Below are 19944 nucleotides of genomic sequence, written 5' to 3' on the forward strand. Positions count from 1 at the left end.
ACCTGTCATCTGTTTGTTGTCATCGGCTACCGGCCCGCCGACCGCCAGCCGCCGTCGGGCGCTACTCGCCGGAGGCCTGGTGTCGCCGGATCGCCCGCAGCCCGCCGTAGGCGGTCGCGGCCGTCCAGAGGGCCATGATCAGCAGTCCGGTCCAGTGGCCGTAGTGGATGCCGTCCTCGGTCCGGGTGTGCATCGCGTACAGGCCTGCCCGGTCGGGCAGGAACTGGCCGACCTCGCGGACGCCGGGGATGGCCGCCAGCCAGGTGGTGCCGAGGAACACCATCGGGCCGAGCAGGCCGAGCGCGGCGCTGAAGTTGCCCAGCATCGTGGTCAGTCCGAGGCAGAGCAGCACCAGCAGCGGGTGGTAGAGCACGCCGGCCGCGAAGCTGCGGGCCAGGCCGGGCGTTGACCAGTCCAGTCCGACGGTGGTGTCGACGGCCAGGAACGAGCCTGCCGTCGACGCCAGTCCGAGCAGCAGGCCCAGCCCGGCGCCGAGCGTGAGCTTGGCGCCGTACAGCCGGGCGCGCCGGGGGACGGCGATGAACGAGGTGCTGATCATGCGGGTGTTGAACTCCTGCCCGATCAGCAGGATCCCGAAGCAGGCCACGGCCACGTGTCCGAAGAGCAGCCCGTAGTAGATCCCGTTGGCCGGGTCCGTGCCGGGGGCCACGGTCTTGGGGTCGGAGGCGGCGCTGACGGCCGCGGTGACCCCGACGGTCAGGACCAGGGCGACCAGCGGGGCCGCCCACTGGGAGGGCAGGGTGGTGAACTTGATCCGTTCGGCGCGCAGGGCGTGGGCCGCGCTCATGGTCGTCTTCCCTTCGTTCGTGGTCACTTGGCGCGCCGCAGGGCGAGCAGGCCGCCGTAGGCCGCGGCGCCGGCCCACAGGGCCATGATCAGCAGTCCGGTCCAGTGCCCGTACGAGACCTGCGGGTCGTCGGCGTAGTGCAGTGCGTACTGGCCGGCCCGGTCGGGCAGGAACTGGGCCACCTGCCGCACCCCGGCCACGCCGCCGAGCAGCGGCGAGAGCAGGAAGACGACCGGTACCAGCAGTGCCATGGCGGCGGTGAGGTTGCCGAGCAGCGCGGTCGCGCCGAGGCAGAACACCACCAGCAGCACCGGGTAGAGCACGCCGGCGGTGGCGCTGCGGGCGAAGGCGGGGCCGTCCCAGCGGCCGGGGACGGTGGCCGCGTACCCGGCGAAGGCGCCCGCCGTGCCCGCCGCGCCGACGCCGAGGCCGACCAGCGCGCCGAGCGTCAGCTTGGCGCCGTACAGCCGTCCGCGCCGGGGGACGGCGGTGAGCGAGACGTCGATCATGCGGGTGTTGAACTCCTGGCCGATCAGCAGGACCGCGAAGCAGACCAGCGCGGCCTGGCCGAAGTTGAGCCCGTAGAAGACGCCCATGCCGGGGTCGTCGGTGAGGTTGTGCTCCGAGCCGCCGAGGGCCGCGCCGATCGCCGTGGTGGTGCCCGCGGTGAGCGCGAGGGCGAGCAGCGGGGTGATCCAGAGCGAGCGCAGCGTGGTGAGCTTGATCCGTTCGGCGTCGAAGGCGCACAGGTGGTAGCGGAGGGTCGAGCCGGGGCTCATGCGGTGGCCTCGGCGCGGTACTCGACGCTGTCGGCGGTCATCCGCATGAACGCCTCCTCCAGCGAGTCCTGTTGGACCGCGATCTCGTACAGGACCACGCCGTGTGCGGCGGCGAGCGCGGCGATCTGCTCGGGTTCGGCGCCGGTCACCTCCCAGGCGCCGTCGTCGACCTCGGTCGCGGTGAGGTTGCCGGCGGCGTCCGACTGCCGGAGCAGGTCGCCGCCGAACAGGGCGGCGAGCTTGGCCGAGTTGACGGCCCGGACGCGGATCCTGGTCCGGCCGTGCTGGTCGATGAACTCGGCGGTGGCGGCGTCCGCGAGCAGCCGGCCACGGCCGATGACCACCAAGTGGTCGGCGGTGAGCGCCATTTCGGTCATCAGGTGGGACGACACCAGCACCGACCTGCCCTCGGCGGCCAGTTCGCGCAACAGGGTGCGGATCCAGCGGATGCCCTCCGGGTCGAGACCGTTGACCGGTTCGTCCAGCAGCAGCACCGGCGGGTCGCCGAGCAGCGCGGCGGCCACCCCGAGCCGCTGGCGCATGCCGAGGGAGAAGCCGCGGATCCGCCGTCCGGCGGCGTCCGTCAGGCCGACCTGGGCGAGCACCTCGCCCACCCGGCGCGGCGCCAGGCCGTTGCTCGCCGCGAGCCAGCGCAGGTGGCCGGCGGCGGTGCGGCCGCCGTGCAGGGCGTGGGCGTCCAGCAGGGCGCCCACCTGCCGTAGCGGCTGGGCGAGTTCGGTGTACCGGCGGCCGCCGACCAGGGCGCTTCCGGCGGTCGGGCGGTCCAGGCCGAGGATCAGGCGCATGGTGGTGCTCTTGCCGGCGCCGTTCGGGCCGAGGAAGCCCGTCACCAGTCCGGGCCGGACCTCGAAGGACAGGTCGTCGACGACGCGCCGACCGTCGTACTCCTTGGTGAGGCCCTGGATCTCGATCACGGCCGCGCTCCCCTCTCGGTGCTCCGGTGCCGGGTCGTCCGGCCGGTGGTCACATTCGACCGGAGCGGGCCGTGCCGGCGGATCCCGCCGGGGTCGGGAGCCGTCTCCCTCCCGGGAGGGAGACGGCGGCAGGCCGGCGGGGGAGCCCGGGCCGACCGCTGAGCTGGCAGGATGGTGGAATGCCCAGGATCCTCGCGCCGCTGCTGGCCGGCGCCACGTACGCGCGCCTGCTGCACCTGCTGGTCGGGTGGATCTTCGTGGGCGTCGTCCTGATGGTCTACCCGGGGACGTACCACAAGAGCCTGGACGAGATCGTGGTCGCGGGCGCCGCGGTGGACACCGCCCTGCTCACCCTGGTCGCCCTCGTCCCCGCGACGCGGCGCGCCGAGGGGGTGCAGGCGCGGCTGCTGCTGCTGCCCGACCGCGAGGAGGACATCGCCGCCGAGTCCTCCCGCACCTGGGCGGACCGGCGGCGTACCGCCGGCTGGCTGATCGGGCGGGTCGCGCTCGGCTCGGTGGTCGGGTTCGCGACGGCCTTCGGCCTCACCAGCGGCTACGACCTGCTGACCGGACCGGACTCGTTCTGGTACCTCCCGCTCGCCCCGCTGCTGGTGCTCGGCTACGGCTGGCTGGTGGTGTCCGCCGGACGCCTCCAACTCGCGATGGCCGTAAGGCTGCTGGGGCCTTCCCCGGCGGAGCGGCTGGCGGAGGCGGAGCTGCGCGCCGAACGGCTGCTGGAGCGCAACAGGTTGGCCCGCGAGCTGCACGATTCCATCGGCCACGCACTGACGGTGACGGTCCTTCAGGCCGGTGCCGCGCGGGAGGTCGGGGACCAGGTGTTCACCGCCAAGGCGCTCGAAGTCATCGAGGAGACCGGCCGCCGGGCCATGGAGGACCTCGAACGCACCCTCGTCCTGCTCCGCGAGACGCCGGAGGGCGCGGCCGGCAACGGAACGGCCACCGAACAGCCCGGTGTCGACCAGCTGCCCGCACTGTTCGACACCGCCCGGTCGGCCGGGAGCCCGGTCGAGGCGCGGATCGAGGTGTCGGCGGGCGCGCTGCCCGGGGTGCTCTCCCGCGAGTCCTACCGGATCGTCCAGGAGGGTGTCACCAACGCGCTCAAGTACGCGCCCGGCGAGCCAGTCAGCGTCCGGATCGCCGTCCAGGGCGGGCAGTTGGAGCTGCGCTGCGCCAACCGCTCGGCGGTGGGCGGCGTTCCGGCCGGTCTCCCGGGCGGCGCGGCGGGCAAGGGCGGCAAGGGGCTGCGGGGCATCCGGGAGCGTGCCACGCTGCTCGGCGGGGAGGCCACCGCCGGGGTCTCGGGCGACGGGGGCGGGGAGTGGGTGCTCGCCGTCCGGTTGCCCCTACGCTTGGGCTCGTGACGAACGACCTTGTGGGCGACGGACCGTCGAGGGGCTCCGCCGGGATGATCGACATCCTGCTCGCCGACGACGAGGAACTGGTCCGGGCCGGGATGCGGGCCGTCCTGGAGGCGCAGGGGGACCTGCGGGTGGTCGGCGAGGCCGCCGACGGCGCCGACGCGGTGGCGCTGGCCCGCACGCTGCGCCCGCACGTCGTCCTGATGGACGTCCGGATGCCGGTGCTCGACGGCCTGGCGGCGACCCGCGAGCTCCTGCGCCCCGGCGCGCCGGGGGAGCAGCCGCCGAAGATCCTGGTCGTCACCACCTTCGAGAACGACGACTACGTCTACCGGGCGCTGCGCGCGGGCGCCGACGGCTTCCTGCTGAAGCGCTCCCGGGCGGCCGAGATCGCGCACGCGGTACGGCTGGTGGCGGCGGGCGAGTCGCTGCTGTTCCCGGCCACGATCCGCCGCCTCGCGGCCGGCCACGGCAATCCCGCCGCCCGCGCGACCATGGAGCGGGCGGCGCTGACCGAGCGCGAGGCGGAGGTGCTGCGGCTGGTCGCGCGCGGCCTCAGCAACGGGGAGATCGCCGAACTGCTGTTCCTCGGCGTGCAGACGGTGAAGACCCACGTCAGCAGTGTGCTGGCGAAGCTCGGGGCGCGGGACCGCACCCAGGCGGTGATCGCCGCGTACGAGTCGGGCTTCGTCGAGCCGTCGGAGTAGCGCACGGCGCACCGACGGTGGCTCGGCGGGGACGCGGGCGGCCCGGCCCGGCGTGGTCCGGCCCGGTGTGGTCCGGCGCGGGCCGGCGCGGTGTCGGGGTCAGGCCGGGTACGCGTGGGTCTGGGTGGCCTTGACGGAGGCCCAGACCTCGGAGCCGGGCGCCAGCCCCAGCTCGGCGACGGCGGCCGGGGTGAGGTCGGCCGCCATCGGGAGTTCGCCCGCGAGGTCGGCGCGCACCTGGTCGCCGTGCAGGTCCAGACCGGTGACCTCGGCCTTCCACACGTTGCGCGCGCTGGACTGGGGCCGTTCGCGGTGCAGGGTCACGGCGGACGGCGGGAAGGCGACGAAGGCCGGGCCGGACAGCTCCTCGGTGGTGGCCAGGACCGTGCCGGCCGTGAGCGTGACCTGGTGGCCCTCGGCCACGCCCTGGTACAGGTTCAGTCCGACCAGGCGCGCGATGTAGTCGGTGCGCGGCCGCCGGGCGACCTCGGCCGGGCTGCCGGACTGCACCTCGTGCCCGCCCTCGATCACCACCAGCCGGTCGGCGAGCACCATCGCGTCCAGCGGGTCGTGCGTCACCAGCACCGCCACGGCCTCGAACTCGGCCAGGTGGCGCCGCAGTTGGGAGCGCACGTCGAGCCGGGTGCGGGCGTCCAGGGCGGCCAGTGGCTCGTCCAGCAGCAGCAGCCGGGGGCGGACGGCCAGCGCCCGGGCCAGCGCCACCCGCTGGGCCTGGCCGCCGGAGAGGCTGCCGGGCCGTACGGAGGCGTGGTCGGCCAGGCCCATCCGCTCCAGCCAACCGGCCGCCTCGGCCCGGGCGGCACGCTTGGGGCGGCCCTGGCAGCGCGGGCCGAAGGCGACGTTGTCGAGCGCGCTGAGGTGCGGGAAGAGCAGGTAGTCCTGGAACACCACGCCGACGGGACGCTCCTCGGCGGGGGTGTGCACGCGCTGCCCGGGCTCCTCCAACAGGCGCCCGTCCAGGCGCAGGTGGCCGCCGGTGAGCGGGAGCAGCCCGGCGAGGGCGCGCAGGGCGGTGGACTTGCCGGCGCCGTTCGGGCCGAGCAGCGCGATCACCTCGCCGGGCGCGGCGGTGAGGGCGAGGTCGAGGGTGAACGCGGCGCGCTCCACCCGCAGCCGGGCGTCGAGGGCGGGTGCGGGTGCAGGTGCAGCTGTGGGGTCGGTGGGGGAGGTGCTCATCGGGGCGGCGTCCAGGGGGTCGGGGCAGCGGAGGCCGGGCTCCGGCCCGGGGCCGGCAGGGCCGTCACGGGGTCGACATCCAGCGGTCGCGCAGGCCGACCAGGACCGCGACGGAGACCACCAGCAGGACCAGCGACAGCGCGATCGCCGCCTCGGGGTCCGATTCCATGGCGAGGTAGACGGCCAGTGGCATGGTCTGGGTGCGGCCCGGGAAGTTGCCCGCGAAGGTGATCGTGGCGCCGAACTCGCCGAGCGCCCGGGCCCAGGCGAGGACCGCCCCGGCGGCGATCCCCGGGGCGATCAGGGGCAGGGTCACCCGGCGGAACGCCGTCAGCCGGGAGGCGCCCAGGGTCGCGGCCGCCTCCTCGTAGCGGGGGTCGGCGGCGCGCAGTGCGCCCTCCACGCTGATCACCAGGAACGGCATCGCCACGAACGCCTCGGCGATGACCACCCCGGTCGTGGTGAACGGCAGCGTGATGCCGAAGGTCGAGTCCAGCCAGGCGCCGACGATGCCGCGCCGTCCGAGGACCAGCAGCAGCGCCACGCCGCCGACCACCGGCGGCAGCACCAGGGGCAGGGTGACCAGGGCCCGGATCACCCGTCGGCCCGGCAGTTCGGTGCGGGCGAGCAGCCAGGCCAGCGGGACGCCGAGGACCAGCGAGACCGCCGTGGCCGCCGTCGCGCAGATCAGCGACAGACGCAGGGCGTCCCAGACGGCGGCGCTGGTGAGCTGCTCGGACAGGCCGCTCCAGGGCGCCCGGACGAGCAGGCCGACCAGCGGCAGGATCAGGAACGCCAGCCCGAGCAGCGCCGGGAGCAGCAGCGTGACCGGGACGCGCTGGGTGTGCCGGCGCGGGCGTGGCAGGGCTTTCACCGCTGCTGCCACGCCGGGCCGTCCGGTGCCGGTGGCGCGCCCGGTGGTGCGCCCGGTGCCGGTGGTGCGCTTGGTGGTGCGGTCGCTCACGGCGCCTGGAAGCCCGCCGCGGTGAGCACCTGCTTGGCCTCGGGCGACTGGATGTACGCGACGAAGGCGGCGGCGCCGTCCTTGTTCGGGGCCTTGGCCAGGGCGGCGATCGGGTAGTCGTTCACGGCCTTGTCGGCCTCGGGGAAGTCCACGCTGTCGATCTTCCCAGCATCCGCCTTCACGTCGGTCTTGTACACGAGCGAGGCGTCGACCTCGCCGAGCTCGACCTTGGTCAGCGCGCCCTTGACGTCCTGCTCCAGGGTGACCGGGGTGAGGTTGACGTTGGCGGCCTTGAGCGCGGTCAGGGCGGCGGCGCCGCACGGCACCTCCTTTGCGCACAGCGCGACCTTCACACCGGAGGCGGTGAGGTCGTTCAGGCCCGCGACGTGCTTGGGGTTGCCCTTGGGCACGGCGATGGTGAGCGTGTTCTTGACGAAGGTCTTCGGGTCGCCGCTCGCGCCGCCCGCGTCGGTCACGGTCTTCATGGTGGCCGGACTGGCGGCGGCGAACACGTCCGCCGGGGCGCCCGAGTTGATGCTGGTGGCGAGGCTGGAGCTGCCGCCGAAGTTGAACTTGACCTTGGCGCCCGGGTTCGCGGCCTCGAACTTCTTGCCGAGGTCGGTGAACGTCTCCTTGAGCGAGGCGGCGGCGAAGACGGTGATGTCGCCGGTGGCCTTCGGGACGCTGCCGCCACCGGCCGCCGACGAGGCCGAGGAGCCCGCCGTCGAAGCGGCCGAGGAGCTGCCGGACTTGCCACCGCCGTCGCTGCCGCAGGCGGTGGCCCCGAGGCTGAGGACGAGGGCCGCCGCGGCGGCGACGGCGAGTCTGCGGGTGGTCGTACGGGTGCTCATCGGGGCTTCCCCTCCAGGGCGCGCGCCGGAAGGGGCGCGGAGTGAGGCCGCAGGTGCGGCCATTACGGTGATCATAGTGCCGCAAATGCGAGTGATAAGTCCTCTGTCGCTTCGCACAGGCGGGGTGTGGCGGCGGTCTCCGCCCGGCTGTGCGAAGGCTCAAACGTGCACGGACGGCGCCGGGGCGGGAGTGCTGCGGAGGGCGGCGTGATGGCCGGCGTGAGCGGCGGCGTGCGCGTGGTGCCGGGGAAATTACGTCGCGCAGGGGGCGGCCGGGCGGACAGAGTGGGGGCGATTCGTACGGCAGTCCGTACAGCCGTCCGTACACACCACCCGGGCCGAACGGCCCAGAAGAGGAGGAGGGGTCCGTCCATGTCCACGTTGCGCGTCACCGCCGAGAAGCTGGTCGTCCTGGAGCACCCGAACGCCGACGCACTGGAGCTCGCGCAGGTCGGCCTCTTCGACGTGTCGGCCGTGGTGGACGGGCAGCTGAGGTGGTCGGGCAGCTCGGGTGGTCGGTGACGCCTACCTGACGCGCAAGGGTGGCACCGAGTACGAGTGATCCCCGCCCCGTCGCGCCCTCTCGCGCCCTCCCGTGCGCTTTCGCGCCTTCCGGTGCTGATGGCTCGTCAGTTAGCTTGATGGGTCGCCTGTGGAGAATGGAGTGCCGATGACCAGCGCCACCGCCCTCATCCCCGGGCCGGCCGGAAGCCCCCTGGTCGGGTCGCTGTTCGACCTCACCCGCCGCCCGCTGCGCACCTACCTCGCCGCCCACCGCGACCACGGGGACGTGGTCCGGTTCCGGGTCGGGCCGCCCGGGCTGCGGGTCGCGTTCTACGGGGTGTTCTCCCCGGAGGGCGTCCAGCAGGTGCTGGGCAGCGAGGCCGCCAACTTCCGCAAGGAGAACGCCTTCTACGACGAGTTGCGGAGCAGCGTCGGCAACGGCCTGCTGACCAGCCAGGACGGCGACTACCAGCGCCAGCGCCGGCTGGTCCAGCCGCTGTTCACCCGCCGCCGGGTGGACGGCTACGCGGGCGCCGTCGCCCGGGAGGCGCGGGCGCTCACCGAGCGGTGGAGCGCGCTCCCGGTCGGGGTCGTGGACGCGGCGGAGGAGATGTCCCGGTTCGCGCTGCGAGCCGTCGCCCGGATCCTGTTCGGCGCGGACGTCGAGGAGGCGGTGGCGGTGGTGGACCGCAGCTTCCCGGTGCTCGGCGAGTACGTCTGGGACCGGGGCTTCGCGGCGGTCCGCATCCCGCGCACCTGGCCGACCCCCTCGAACCGGCGCGGCGCCGATGCCCGGCGCGCCCTGTACGCGGTATGCGACCGGATCATCGCCGAGCGGGCCGCGCGCGGCGACCTGGACGAGGACGCGGACGACCTGCTCACACTGCTCGGACGGGCCCGCGGCGAGGACGGGGAACAACTCGACCCGGCCGAACTCCGTGACCAGGTACTGGTGTTCCTGCTCGCCGGGCACGAGACCACGGCCACCTCGCTGGCCTTCGCGCTGCACCTGCTCGCCAGGCACCCCGAGCAGCGCAAGCTCGCCCAGCAGGAGGCGGAGACCGTGCTGGCTGGCCGGGAGCCGACCGCGGCGGACCTGGAGTCGCTGCCGTACATCACCCGGGTGTTGAAGGAGGCGATGCGGCTCTACCCGGCGGCGGCCCTGGTCGGGCGGCGGGCGGTCGCCGAGACGGTCATCGACGGGTACGTGATCCCGGCGGGTGCCCAGGTCGTCGTCTCGCCGCTGGTCACCCACCGGCACCCGGCGCACTGGCCGGACCCGGAACGCTTCGACCCCGACCGCTTCCTGCCCGAGCAGGAGAAGGACCGGCACCGCTACGCCTGGTACCCGTTCGGCGGCGGTCCGCGGGCGTGCATCGGGCAGCACTTCGCGATGCTGGAATCGGTGCTGAGCCTGGGCGTGCTGCTGCGGGACTTCGAGATGGAGGCGGTGGACGAGCGGGTGGCGCTCGCCCAGGGCATCACGCTCCGCGCGGCGAGCCCGATGCGGATCCGGGTGACGGCGCGGGGGGCCACGGGGCCCACCGGGGGGTGAGGGTGCGGGGCGGGGGCGCCGCCCCGGTGGGACGGCGCCCCCGATCGGCTCTGCCGGTGTCTCAGCCCCGGCTCTGGAACACGATCTTGGTCCAGCTGGAGCCCGGGCAGTTGCCCCAGACGTTCCAGGCCTGGGATCGGGCGCCGATCCACAGGCCGGTGGTGCTCGTGCCGTTGGCACAGTAGGTGATGGTGCGCAACTGGCCGGAGTAGACGTTGCAGTAGCCCTCCCAGCGCCACCCGTAGTCGGCGGTGATGACGCAGTGGTAGGAGGCGGCGGCCACCTCGGGCGAGGCCCCGATGGCGTCGGCGCTGATGGTCTGGTCGGCGGCGGCAACGGCAGGCGTGGTAACGGCGGGCGTGGCAACGGTGGGCGCGGCGGCGGCGGGCAGGGTGGTGGTCCCGAGCACGCCGAGGGTGGCCGCGGCGGCCGCCCCGAACGTGGCGATCTTCCTGGCGATGTGACCTCGCATGGCGGTTTCTCCTCGCTCAACGGTACGGATCGGGCGGTGCGTCCCCGGCCGTCCGGATCCACGGGGTGGGTGAATTCCGGGTTCCCGTCCGGCCGATGACGTATTGCGCACGAATGACTGCGGACAGTGAGACGACGGCCTATGATGTGAACTGTGTCACAACCTCTTCGATGGGTAGTGACCTGCCCAACTGGGCTTTCGGAGTGCCGATTTCCGGGGAGAGCGGCATGGCGGAATGCGGCGGTAGGTGTGGCGGCGGGCGCGGGAGCGGCGGCGGGAAGGACTTCGGTCCGAGGCCTGCCGATCGTCAACCGGACGATTTCAACCAGGTGTTCACGGAAATGCTGCCGAGGCTCCACCGGGCGGCCGCGTCGCTCACCGGCGGGCTCGCCGCCGGGGACGTGGTGCATGACGCGTATCTGCGGATCGCCCGCAGGCCGGAGCGGTTCCTGAGCCATCCGCAGCCCTACGCCTACGTGTTCACCACGATGGCGAACATCCTGCGCGACCAGTGGCGCCGGGAGCGGCGGAGGGTCGTGCTGCCCGATCCGTGCGAGACGGCCGAGCGGGAGCGGGACCGGCAGCCGGTCGAGTCGCCGTCGGGCGGGATGGCCGAGTTGCAGGCGCGCTGGGAGGTGCTCCGACTGCTGGGCTGCCTGACGGCGAAGCAGGCCCGCGTGGTGGTGCTGGTGGACCTCGACGGCTACACCGTCGACGAGGCCGCCGAACTGCTGGGCCTGCATCGCAGCACGCTGGCCGTCACCCGTCGCCGCGCCCACGGGAGGCTGCGTGCGGTCCTCGCGCGGGAGCGGGAACACGAGCGGGAGGGCGAGCGGGAACATGAACGGGAGGGCGAGCGGGATCATCGGCCGGGGCCCGCCCTCGAAGCGGCGCCCGGCGCGGGGTCCGATGCGGGGGAGGTTTCCGGGCCCGCTATGGGGTCCGGCGCAGGCCCGGGGGCGGCGCCCGAAGCGGCACCCGACGCACCGAGCTGACGCTAAGTCAGCTGATGCACCGCCCCGGCCCGTACGCTGAAAATCGTGATCACGTACGAGGACCACCGCCTCCGCGCCCTGGCCGACGACGGCCGCTGGCCCGAACTGCTGACCGCCTACCGGCAGGGTCGGGCGGCAGCCGTGGAGCGCGCCGGGGAGGAGCCCGCGGCGGCGCTGACCGCGCCGCTCGGCCACCTGATCGCCTACTCGGCGCCGCCGGAGCTGGCCGTCCGGCTGTTCGACCGGGACGGCGGCCCGGGGACGGTCGCCGGGGTCGCCGACCATGACGCCGGTCCGCTCTGGGAGGTGCTGGCGACCCGGCATTCCTGGCTGCGGCTGGCCCCGCTGCTCGTCCCGGCCCCGGTGCGCCGACTGGTCGCGCAGACCCGGGTGCTGCTCGGCGAGGACCTCTCGTACGGGGCCGAACCTGACCCGGAGGGGGTGCCGCTGCTGCTGGCGCCGTGGGAGACGGCCGGCTGGGACGAGGGGGCGCGGGTGCGCCAGTACCTGCCCTGCGGGGGCGCGCGCAGTGCGCTGCTGACCCTGCCGGCCAGCCGGGAGGGCCTGGGTGAGGTGACGCTGCCCGCATCGGGCGTACGGCTGGGCGGGCAGCGGGCGACCCGGGCGCTGGCCGCGCTGGCGGACTGGGCGGAGGTGGTCTGCGTCCGGGGCCCGGCGCCGCAGGCGGCCGCCCAACTGGCCCGTAGTTCCCGGGTCACCGGCGGGTACCTGCCGTTCGCGCTGGTCTACCCGGCGCTGGTACAGGCCGCCGTCGTGGACCGCGGGCGGGGCTCGGCGCACGGGCGGCTGGCGCTCTGGCGGGCGCTGGTCGCGATGGCCGGCGCGAAGGGTACGGACGGTTCGGGCCGGGCGGAGGTCGATGCGCTGGTGGCCCGGATGCGCTGCTTCATCTGGCACGAGCCGGCCGCCGGGCTGCGCCATCTGCACGTCGCGCTGGAGGATCCGGCCTGTGGCCTGGCATGGGCGGTGAGCGGTTCCGAGGACCTGTGAGGACCTGGGGGGACCTTGGGGGGCCTGGGGGCCCGCGAGAATCCGTCAGGACTTACGGGGACCTGTGAGGCCCCGCGAGAACCGGTGAGGACCTGTGGCGAAGGCCCGTCGGACATGCGGAACCCCCGGTCCGGCGCCGTTTCCGGGGGAGGTGGTGGCGCCGGACCGGGGGCGTATGAGGGGGCCGCTCAGGCGGCCGCGGCCGTGCCGCTCCGGGTGGGGACGGCTTCCGGAGCCGCCGGGACGGCCTCGGGGGCCGTGACCGGCCCGCCGTGGGCGTCGACCAGGGTCCGCTCGTCGAACGGGTCCTCGCCGGCCAGCACCCGCTGGGCGCGGTCCGCGTCCAGTTCGCCGGTCCAGTGCCCGATCAGGACGGTGGCGACGGCGTTGCCCGCGAAGTTGGTGAGCGCACGGGCCTCGGACATGAAGCGGTCGATGCCGACGATCAGGCCGACCCCGTCCACCAGCGCGGGCTTGTGGGACTGCAGTCCGCCGGCCAGGGTGGCCAGCCCGGCGCCGGTGACCCCGGCCGCGCCCTTGCTCGCGATCACCATGAACACCAGCAGCGAGAGCTGCTCGCCGATCGACATCGGCTTGTCCATCGCTTCGGAGATGAAGATCGACGACATGGTGAGGTAGATCGCGGTGCCGTCGAGGTTGAAGCTGTAGCCGGTCGGCACGGTGATGCCGACGACCGGGCGGCTCACGCCGAGGTGCTCCATCTTGGCGATCAGACGGGGCAGCGCGCTCTCGGAGGAGGAGGTGGAGAGGATCAGCAGGAACTCGCGGCCCAGGTAGCGCAGCAGCGCGAACACGTTGACCCCGGCGACCAGTCGCAGCAGCGCGCCCAGGACGACGACGACGAACAGCACGCAGGTCGCGTAGAAGCCGATCATGATGACCGCGAGGCTCTTCAGCGCGGCCGTGCCGGTCGCCCCGACGACGGCGGCCATCGCCCCGAAGGCGCCGATCGGCGCGACCCACATGATCATCGACATGACCCGGAAGACCAGCCGCTGCACGTGCTCGATGCCGCGCAGCACCGGGGCACCGGCCGGGCCCATCGCCTGGAGGGCGAAGCCGGCGAGCAGCGCGACCAGCAGGGTCTGCAGCACCTTGCCCTCGGTGAGGGCCGAGAACGTGGTGGTGGGGATCATCCCGAGCAGGAAGTCGGTCGTCGACTGGGCACCGCCGGCGACGGCCTGGGCGTGGCCGGACTTCGCGAGCGCGGCGGTCAGGTGCAGGCCGCCGCCGGGCTCCAGCAGGTTGCCGACGGCCAGGCCGATGGCCAGCGCGACGGTCGACATGACGAGGAAGTAGCCGAGGGCGAGGCCGCCGACCTTGCCGACCTTGGCGGCCTTGGTCACCGAGCCGATGCCCAGCACGATGGTGCAGAAGATCACCGGGCTGATCATCATCTTGATCAGGTTGACGAAGCCGGTGCCGACCGGCTTCAACTCCACGGCGAAGCCGGGGGCGGCCAGCCCGACCACGATGCCCGCGATCACGGCGGCGATGACGGCGAGGTAGAGGTAGTGGGTCCGGTCCTTGCGTCTGGATCCCCCCGCCGGTGCGGCTCCAACGATCGACATCTGCGGCTCCTTCGCCGTGCAGTCCTGGCGGCCCCGGGTGGTGGGCCGCTCTGACTATCGGGCCTGGGCGTGACGGAGGTCACGTTTGCGTTCATAGAGTTCACGACCGGGTGCCGCTGGGCCGTGGGGTGCGACGGGGCCGGGGGGCGTTCGTCGGCAGGTCGTCGACAGGTTGTCGGCAGGCCGCCGACCGACTGCGGGCCTCTGGGGGACCCCGGGAGCGTGGTGCACACTGGCAGGCATGTCCGTGCGCACCGCCCCCACGCCCTCGCGCCGACGGCTCCCGGCACCCCGCGGGCTGGTCCGCAGCCTGGCCGGGCAGCTCTTCGTCGTCCAGGTGGTCATCGTCGCCGCCGTGGTGGCGGGCGGCGCGGTGCTCGCGTACCTCTTCACCGCCGACCGGGCCGAGGACGCGGCCCGCCGCCAGGTCACCACTGTCGCCCACGCCGTCGCCGACTCGCCCTCCGTGCGGGCCGCCGTCACCACGCCGGACCCGACCGCGGTGCTCCAGCCGTACGTCGAGCAGGTGCGGGTGGACACCGGCGTCTCCTTCATCACCGTCATGGACACCGAGGGCGTGCGCTGGACCCACCCGCTGCCCGAGCAGATCGGCAAGCGCTTCCTCGGACACATCGACTGGGCGCTCGCGGGGGAGACCCGCAGCGAGACCTACACCGGCACGCTCGGGCCGTCCGTACGGGTGGTGACGCCGGTGCTGGACGACCGGCACCAGGTGATCGCCCTGGTCAGCGCGGGCCTCACGGTGGAATCCATCTCCGCGCAGTTGAGCGGCCCGCTGCTCGCCCTGGTCGGGGTGGCGGTGGCCGCGCTCGGGGTCGGCGGCGTGGGCACCTACCTCGCCAACTCCCGGCTGCGGCGGCACACCCACGGCATGGGACCGGCCGAACTCAGCCACCTCTACGAGTACCACCAGGCGACCCTGCGCTCGGTGCGCGAGGGGCTGGTCCTGCTGGACCGCGCGCACCGGGTGGTGCTCTGCAACGACGCGGCCCGTGAACTGCTCGGACTGGGCGGCGACTTGGAAGGCCGCCTGATCGTGGAGCTGGGGCTACCGCGGGCGCTGGTCGCGGCCGTGCTCGGCGACGAGCCGGTGCGGGACGAGGTGCACCTGACCGCCGAACGGGTGGTGGTGCTCAACACCTCCACCATCGGTACCGGCCTCGGCCGGGTCGTCACCCTGCGCGACCACACCGAACTCCAGGCGCTCAGCGGAGAGTTGGACTCGGTGCGAGGCTTCACCGAAGCCCTCGGGGCGCAGGCGCACGAGGCGGCCAACCGGCTGCACGCCGTCGTCTCGCTGATCGAACTCGGCCGCCACGAACAGGCGGTGGAGTTCGCCACCGCCGAGCTCGCGCTCGCCCAGCAGCTCACCGACCGGGTGGTCGCGGCGGTCGGCGAACCGGTGCTGGCCGCGCTGCTGCTCGGCAAGGCGGCCCAAGCGGCCGAACGGGGAGTGGAGTTGACCCTCACCGACGACAGTCGGATCGACGACGGACTGCTGCCGCCCGGGCTCTCCGCGCGGGACCTGATCACCGTCCTCGGCAACCTGATCGACAACGCCGTGGACGCCGCCATCGCCGGAGCCGCGCAGAGCGCGGTGCCGCCGGAGGTCACCGTCACCGTGCGGATCGACGGCGGTGGTGCGGGTGGCGTGGGTGGCGGCGACGTGGCTTCAGGCGGCGGCGACGTGGCTCCGGGTGGCGGGGACTGCCTGCTGCTGCGCGTCGCCGACACCGGGGCGGGGATCGACCCGGCCGTCGTCGAGGACGTGTTCCGGCGCGGCTGGAGCACCAAGCAGGACGTGCGCGGGCACGGTCTCGGGCTGGCGCTGGTGGCCCAGGCCGCCCGGCGCAACGGCGGCAGCGTCGAGGTCGGGCGCGACCGGGGTGCGGTGCTCACCGTTCGGCTGCCGCTCGCCGGGGTGTCGGCACGATCCGGTGAGCGACAGCCGGGGCAACTCGGGAGCCCGGGGCAAGCCGGGGGTCCGGAGCAACTTGGCCGGCCGGGCCGACGGGAAGAGGTGTCGCGATGACCGAGGTGACCGCCGGGCCGGGGATCTCCGTGCTGGTCGTCGAGGACGACCCCGTGGCCGCCGCCGCGCACACCCTCTACGTCGAGCGCGAACCCGGCTTCCACGCCGCCGGGACGGTGCACAGCTGCGCCGACGCACTGCGCTTCCTGGACCGTGCCCGCGCTGCCGGGAGGCCCGTCGACCTGACCCTGCTCGACCTCTACCTGCCGGACGGCCACGGCCTCCAGCTCTGCCGCTCGCTGCGCGCCGCCGGTCACACCACCGACGTCATCGCGGTGACCTCGGCCCGCGACCTGGCGATGGTGCGGCAGGCCGTGTCGGCGGGCGTGGTCCAGTACCTGCTGAAACCGTTCAGCGCCGCCGCCCTGCACGACCGCCTGGAGCGCTACGCCCGCTACCGCGACAGCCTCGGGCGCACCGGCGAGGCGACCGGGCAGGACGAGGTCGACCAGGCGTTCGCCCTGCTCCGCACGCCCGAGCGCAGCAGCCTCCCCAAGGGGTTGAGCGCGCCCACCCTGGACGCCGTCGCCGCCGTACTGCGCGAGACGGCGACGGGCCTGTCCGCCGCCGCCGCGGGAGCCGCCGCCGGGGTCTCCCGGATCACCGCGCGCCGCTACCTCGAACACCTCGTCGACACCGGGCGGGCGGTGCGGGAGCCGCAGTACGGGAGCGTGGGGCGGCCGGAGCTCTGCTACCGGTGGAAGGGCGGTGGGGTGGCTCCGGGTCGGCGGGGGTGAGGGCCGTGACCTTTTCGCCGGTGGCTCGTTGGCAGGACCGGGGGCGGTTCACTCACTCGGGTGGTTCTGGGGGCCCCTGGGGTATCCCGCCAGGTCAGGGGCAGTAAAGTTAGGCTTACCTAACTTCTTTTGGGGGTTTGCCTTGTCGCTCGCCGCCGTTCCCGCCCAGGCCCCGGCCTCCTCCTCCGGAACTGTCGGAGCCGCCGGAGCCGCCGGAGGTGTCGAAGCCGCCGGTGTCGCCGGAGCCGCCGGTGCCCCGGCCTCCGGCGAGGCCATCCTGCGCCGCCAGCGCGTACGCGAGTCCGCCGCCCGTACGTACGCCCGGTCCTTCCCGATCGTCCCGGTACGGGCCCACGGCATGACCGTCGAGGGCGCCGACGGGCGGCGCTACCTGGACTGCCTCTCCGGCGCCGGGACGCTCGCCCTCGGGCACAACCACCCGGTGGTGCTGGAGGCGATCCGCCGCACCCTCGACAGCGGTGCCCCGCTGCACCTGCTCGACCTCGCCACCGCCGAGAAGGACGACTTCACCAGCGCCCTCTTCGAGAGCCTGCCCGCCGACTTCGCCGCCGGCGCCCGGATCCACTTCTGCGGGCCCGCCGGCACCGACGCCGTCGAGGCCGCGCTCAAGCTGATGCAGACCGCCACCGGCCGGTCCGGCGCGCTCGCCTTCACCGGCGCCTACCACGGCATGACCGCCGGAGCCCTGGCGCTCACCGGCAACGTCGCCGTCAAGGAACCCCTGCCGAGCGGCGGCGAGGTCGTCCGGCTGCCCTACCCGTACGGCTACCGCTGCCCGTTCGGCGTCGGCGGCGAGGCCGGTGCCGACCTCGCCGCGACCTACGTCGAACGGCTGCTCGACGACCCCTCGGGCGGGGTCGTCCCGCCCGCCGCGATGATCCTGGAAGCCGTCCAGGGCGAGGGCGGCGTCGTCCCCGCGCCCGACGGCTGGCTGCGCGAGATGCGCCGGATCACCGCCGAACGGGGCATCCCGCTGATCGTCGACGAGGTGCAGACCGGCGTCGGGCGCACCGGGGCGATGTGGGCCGTCGAGCACAGCGGCATCGTCCCGGACGCCATGGTGCTCTCCAAGGCCATCGGCGGCAGCCTGCCGCTCGCCGTCGTCGTCTACCGGGAGGACTACGACGGCTGGCGCCCCGGCGCCCACACCGGCACCTTCCGCGGCAACACCCTCGCCATGGCCGCCGGCGCCGCCACCCTGCGCCACGTCGCCGCCCACGGGCTGGCCGAGCGCGCCGCCGTCGTCGGCGAGCGGATGACCGCCCGGCTGCGCGGGCTCGCCGCCGAACTGCCGGTGATCGGCGACGTGCGCGGGCGCGGCCTGATGCTCGGCGTCGAACTCGTCGACCCCGCCGCCGAACCGGACGCCTGCGGGGCCAGGCCGGCCGACCCGGCGCTCGCCCGCCGGGTGCGGGAGGCCTGCCTGGCGCGCGGGCTGATCGTCGAACTCGGCGGGCGCCACGACGCGGTGCTGCGACTGCTGCCGCCGCTCACCATCACCGACGAGCAGGTCGCCGCGGTGCTCGACCGGCTGGCCGACGCGATCGCGGCCGCCGCGGCCGTCGACCCCGCCGGCGCGGCGAGCGGCGTGGCTCCCGTAGTCCGGGGCGCCGAATGAGCGCGCGGCGAGGGGGCGGTGGCGGTGGCGGTTCAGGGGAAGGCTCGGGAGGCGGTTCGGGCGCCCGATCCGGGGCCGGTGGTGACTCCGGGGCCGAGGGCGGTTCCGGAGGCGGGGCCGGTTCTGGAGTCGGAGGTGGTTCGAGGGCCGGGGGTGGTTCCGATTCGGGTTCCGGCGCCGCCGCCGGACTGCCCGGCGGGCCCGCCCCGTTGGACGCCCTCGCGGGCGGCATCGGCGGGCCCGGCGCGCTCGGACCGCTGCTGGCCACCGTCCTCGACGCGCTCGACCACGGCATCGCCCTGCGCGGCGGGCCGCTGCCCGCAGGCAGCCCGGCCGAGCTCGGTGCGCTGGTCGCCGACGGCCTGGCCGGCGCCCACGGGGCCGGCGCGCTCGCCCGCCTGACCGAACTCCTCGCCTACGGCGCCGCCGACCCCGCCGACCCGGCCTGCGCCGCCCACCTGCACTGCCCGCCGCTCGCCGTGGCCGCCGCCGCCGACCTCGCGGTCAGCGTCCTCAACCCCTCCCAGGACTCCTGGGACCAGGCCCCCGCCGCCACCGCCCTGGAAACCGCCCTCCTCGCCGAACTCGCCGCCCTGGTCGGCTACGACCCGGCCCGCGCCGCCGGCGTCCTCACCTCCGGCGGCACCGAGTCCAACCTCATGGGACTGATGCTGGCACGGGACCAGAAGCTGGACGGCATCGTCGAGTTGGACGGCATCCCGGCCGGAGTCCGGCCGTGCGTCGTCGCCTCCGAGGCCGCGCACTTCTCCGTTCAGCGCGCCGCCGCCCTGCTCGGGCTCGGCGAGCGTGCCGTCACCACCGTCCCCGTCGACCGGCAACTCCGGATGGAACCGAAGGAGTTGGAGCGGGCCCTGGCCGAGGCCAGTTGGGCCGGACGCACCCCGATCGCCATCGTCGCCACGGCCGGCACCACCGACACCGGCGGCATCGACCCGCTGCACGTCGCCGCCGACCTGGCCGGCCGTTACGGCGCCTGGCTGCACGTCGACGCCGCGTACGGCGGCGGCGCGCTGCTCTCCGACCGGCTCGCCCCGCTCCTCGACGGCATCGACCGCGCCGACTCCGTCTCCCTCGACTGGCACAAACTCGGCTGGCAGCCCGCCGCCGCCGGCGTCTTCCTGGTCCGCCGCACCGAGACCTACGTCTCGCTCGCCCGCCGCGCCGAGTACCTCAACCCCGTGGACGACGAGCAGGCCGGCTACCCCAGCCTGCTCGGCCGCTCGCTGCGCACCACCCGGCGGGCCGACGCCTTCAAACTCGCCGTCACCTTGCGCACCCTCGGCCGCGACGGGCTCGGCCGGCTCGTCGACGCCTGCCACGAACTCGCCCGGTCCGCCGCCGAGGCCGTCCGCGCCGAACCGTCGCTCGAACTCCACGCCGAACCCGCGCTGACCGTCGTGCTGTTCCGCTACCGGCCGCCGGGCCTGACCGACGAGGCCGCCGTCGACGAACTCAACGGCAGCCTGCGCCGGTTGCTGCTGCGCACCGGGCGGGCGGTGGTCGGGCGGACCGAACTCCCAGGTGAGGGGCCGGGCCGGGTGCGGCTCAAGCTCACCCTGCTCAACCCGCACGCCACGGCGGGGGAGGTCCGTGCACTGCTGCGCGAGGTGGTGGGCGCCGGGCGGAAGGCCGAGGGGGACCGGGCCGGTTAGAGCGGGGTCGCAGGGCAGGTCGCCGCCGGCCGCCCGGCACCGGACGGGCCTGGTCGAGACCGAGGACCGGGCCGCCTGTTCACGGCCGCCACC

General features: G+C 74.4%; 18 protein-coding genes. 10 read left to right on the plus strand and 8 right to left on the minus strand.

Annotation, left to right across the window (positions count from 1 at the left end; translation table 11 throughout):
- Window positions 1-61 precede the first annotated feature (61 nt).
- From OG556_RS27210 to OG556_RS27220, 3 genes are read right to left on the minus strand one after another with little or no spacing between them, the layout of a single operon-like run.
- A complete protein-coding gene (locus OG556_RS27210; RefSeq protein WP_371520489.1) occupies window positions 62-808 on the minus strand; it encodes a hypothetical protein in 747 nt (248 codons plus the stop codon).
- A gap of 23 nt (window positions 809-831) precedes the next feature.
- Window positions 832-1587 (minus strand): hypothetical protein, encoded by a 756-nt coding sequence (locus tag OG556_RS27215; protein WP_371520492.1) that lies wholly within the window; start codon window positions 1585-1587, stop codon window positions 832-834.
- Window positions 1584-2522 carry an ABC transporter ATP-binding protein gene (locus OG556_RS27220; protein WP_371520494.1) on the minus strand — a complete coding sequence of 313 codons (939 nt, stop codon included), beginning with the start codon at window positions 2520-2522 and terminating at the stop codon, window positions 1584-1586. Before OG556_RS27220 ends, OG556_RS27215 begins: the two co-directional genes overlap by 4 nt.
- A gap of 179 nt (window positions 2523-2701) precedes the next feature.
- Between OG556_RS27220 and OG556_RS27225 the strand changes: the two genes are divergently transcribed.
- Together OG556_RS27225 and OG556_RS27230 are read left to right on the plus strand one after the other, a co-directional pair.
- The gene (locus OG556_RS27225; RefSeq protein WP_371520497.1) at window positions 2702-3904 is read left to right on the plus strand and encodes a sensor histidine kinase; all 1203 of its coding nucleotides are present in this window, start codon (window positions 2702-2704) and stop codon (window positions 3902-3904) included.
- Window positions 3905-3948: 44 nt separating this feature from the next.
- On the plus strand, window positions 3949-4608 hold the full coding sequence (locus tag OG556_RS27230) for a response regulator (RefSeq protein ID WP_371522913.1): 660 nt from the start codon (window positions 3949-3951) through the stop codon (window positions 4606-4608).
- A 99-nt stretch (window positions 4609-4707) separates the two neighbouring features.
- Here OG556_RS27230 and OG556_RS27235 read toward each other — a convergent pair whose 3' ends face one another.
- From OG556_RS27235 to modA, 3 genes are all read right to left on the minus strand, one after another.
- On the minus strand, window positions 4708-5805 hold the full coding sequence (locus tag OG556_RS27235; RefSeq protein WP_371520500.1) for an ABC transporter ATP-binding protein: 1098 nt from the start codon (window positions 5803-5805) through the stop codon (window positions 4708-4710).
- Window positions 5806-5869: 64 nt separating this feature from the next.
- Entirely contained in the window at window positions 5870-6691 is an 822-nt protein-coding gene (locus tag OG556_RS27240; protein ID WP_371522916.1) for an ABC transporter permease, read from the minus strand.
- Window positions 6692-6765: 74 nt separating this feature from the next.
- Window positions 6766-7620, minus strand: a complete 855-nt coding sequence (modA, locus tag OG556_RS27245) for a molybdate ABC transporter substrate-binding protein (RefSeq protein WP_363627575.1) — start codon at window positions 7618-7620, stop codon at window positions 6766-6768.
- A gap of 372 nt (window positions 7621-7992) precedes the next feature.
- Here modA and OG556_RS27250 point away from each other — a divergent pair, with 372 nt between their 5' ends.
- Both OG556_RS27250 and OG556_RS27255 read left to right on the plus strand, forming a co-directional pair.
- Window positions 7993-8142, plus strand: coding sequence for a hypothetical protein (locus tag OG556_RS27250; protein ID WP_371523019.1), 150 nt, complete (start codon window positions 7993-7995; stop codon window positions 8140-8142).
- A gap of 148 nt (window positions 8143-8290) precedes the next feature.
- A complete protein-coding gene (locus tag OG556_RS27255) occupies window positions 8291-9679 on the plus strand; it encodes a cytochrome P450 (RefSeq protein ID WP_371520503.1) in 1389 nt (462 codons plus the stop codon).
- Window positions 9680-9740: 61 nt separating this feature from the next.
- Here OG556_RS27255 and OG556_RS27260 read toward each other — a convergent pair whose 3' ends face one another.
- Window positions 9741-10151, minus strand: a complete 411-nt coding sequence (locus OG556_RS27260; protein ID WP_371520506.1) for a hypothetical protein — start codon at window positions 10149-10151, stop codon at window positions 9741-9743.
- Window positions 10152-10321: 170 nt separating this feature from the next.
- Between OG556_RS27260 and OG556_RS27265 the strand changes: the two genes are divergently transcribed.
- Together OG556_RS27265 and OG556_RS27270 are read left to right on the plus strand one after the other, a co-directional pair.
- Entirely contained in the window at window positions 10322-11146 is an 825-nt protein-coding gene (locus OG556_RS27265; RefSeq protein ID WP_371520509.1) for an RNA polymerase sigma factor, read from the plus strand.
- Window positions 11147-11191: 45 nt separating this feature from the next.
- Window positions 11192-12157, plus strand: a complete 966-nt coding sequence (locus OG556_RS27270; RefSeq protein WP_371520512.1) for a hypothetical protein — start codon at window positions 11192-11194, stop codon at window positions 12155-12157.
- Between the two features lie 188 nt (window positions 12158-12345).
- Here OG556_RS27270 and OG556_RS27275 read toward each other — a convergent pair whose 3' ends face one another.
- Window positions 12346-13749, minus strand: coding sequence for a cation:dicarboxylate symporter family transporter (locus OG556_RS27275; protein WP_371520515.1), 1404 nt, complete (start codon window positions 13747-13749; stop codon window positions 12346-12348).
- 241 nt (window positions 13750-13990) lie between these two features.
- On the opposite strand from OG556_RS27275, the gene OG556_RS27280 reads away from it, so the two are divergent.
- From OG556_RS27280 to OG556_RS27295, 4 genes are all read left to right on the plus strand, one after another.
- On the plus strand, window positions 13991-15802 hold the full coding sequence (locus OG556_RS27280) for an ATP-binding protein (protein ID WP_371520518.1): 1812 nt from the start codon (window positions 13991-13993) through the stop codon (window positions 15800-15802).
- Entirely contained in the window at window positions 15799-16539 is a 741-nt protein-coding gene (locus OG556_RS27285; protein WP_371520521.1) for a response regulator, read from the plus strand. The genes OG556_RS27280 and OG556_RS27285 overlap by 4 nt, the downstream gene beginning before the upstream one ends.
- A gap of 274 nt (window positions 16540-16813) precedes the next feature.
- On the plus strand, window positions 16814-18178 hold the full coding sequence (locus tag OG556_RS27290) for a diaminobutyrate--2-oxoglutarate transaminase (protein WP_371522918.1): 1365 nt from the start codon (window positions 16814-16816) through the stop codon (window positions 18176-18178).
- Window positions 18179-18387: 209 nt separating this feature from the next.
- Window positions 18388-19851, plus strand: coding sequence for an aspartate aminotransferase family protein (locus OG556_RS27295; RefSeq protein WP_371520524.1), 1464 nt, complete (start codon window positions 18388-18390; stop codon window positions 19849-19851).
- The last annotated feature ends 93 nt before the right edge of the window (window positions 19852-19944 follow it).

Source organism: Kitasatospora sp. NBC_01300, from assembly GCF_041435235.1.
GTDB lineage: Bacteria > Actinomycetota > Actinomycetes > Streptomycetales > Streptomycetaceae > Kitasatospora.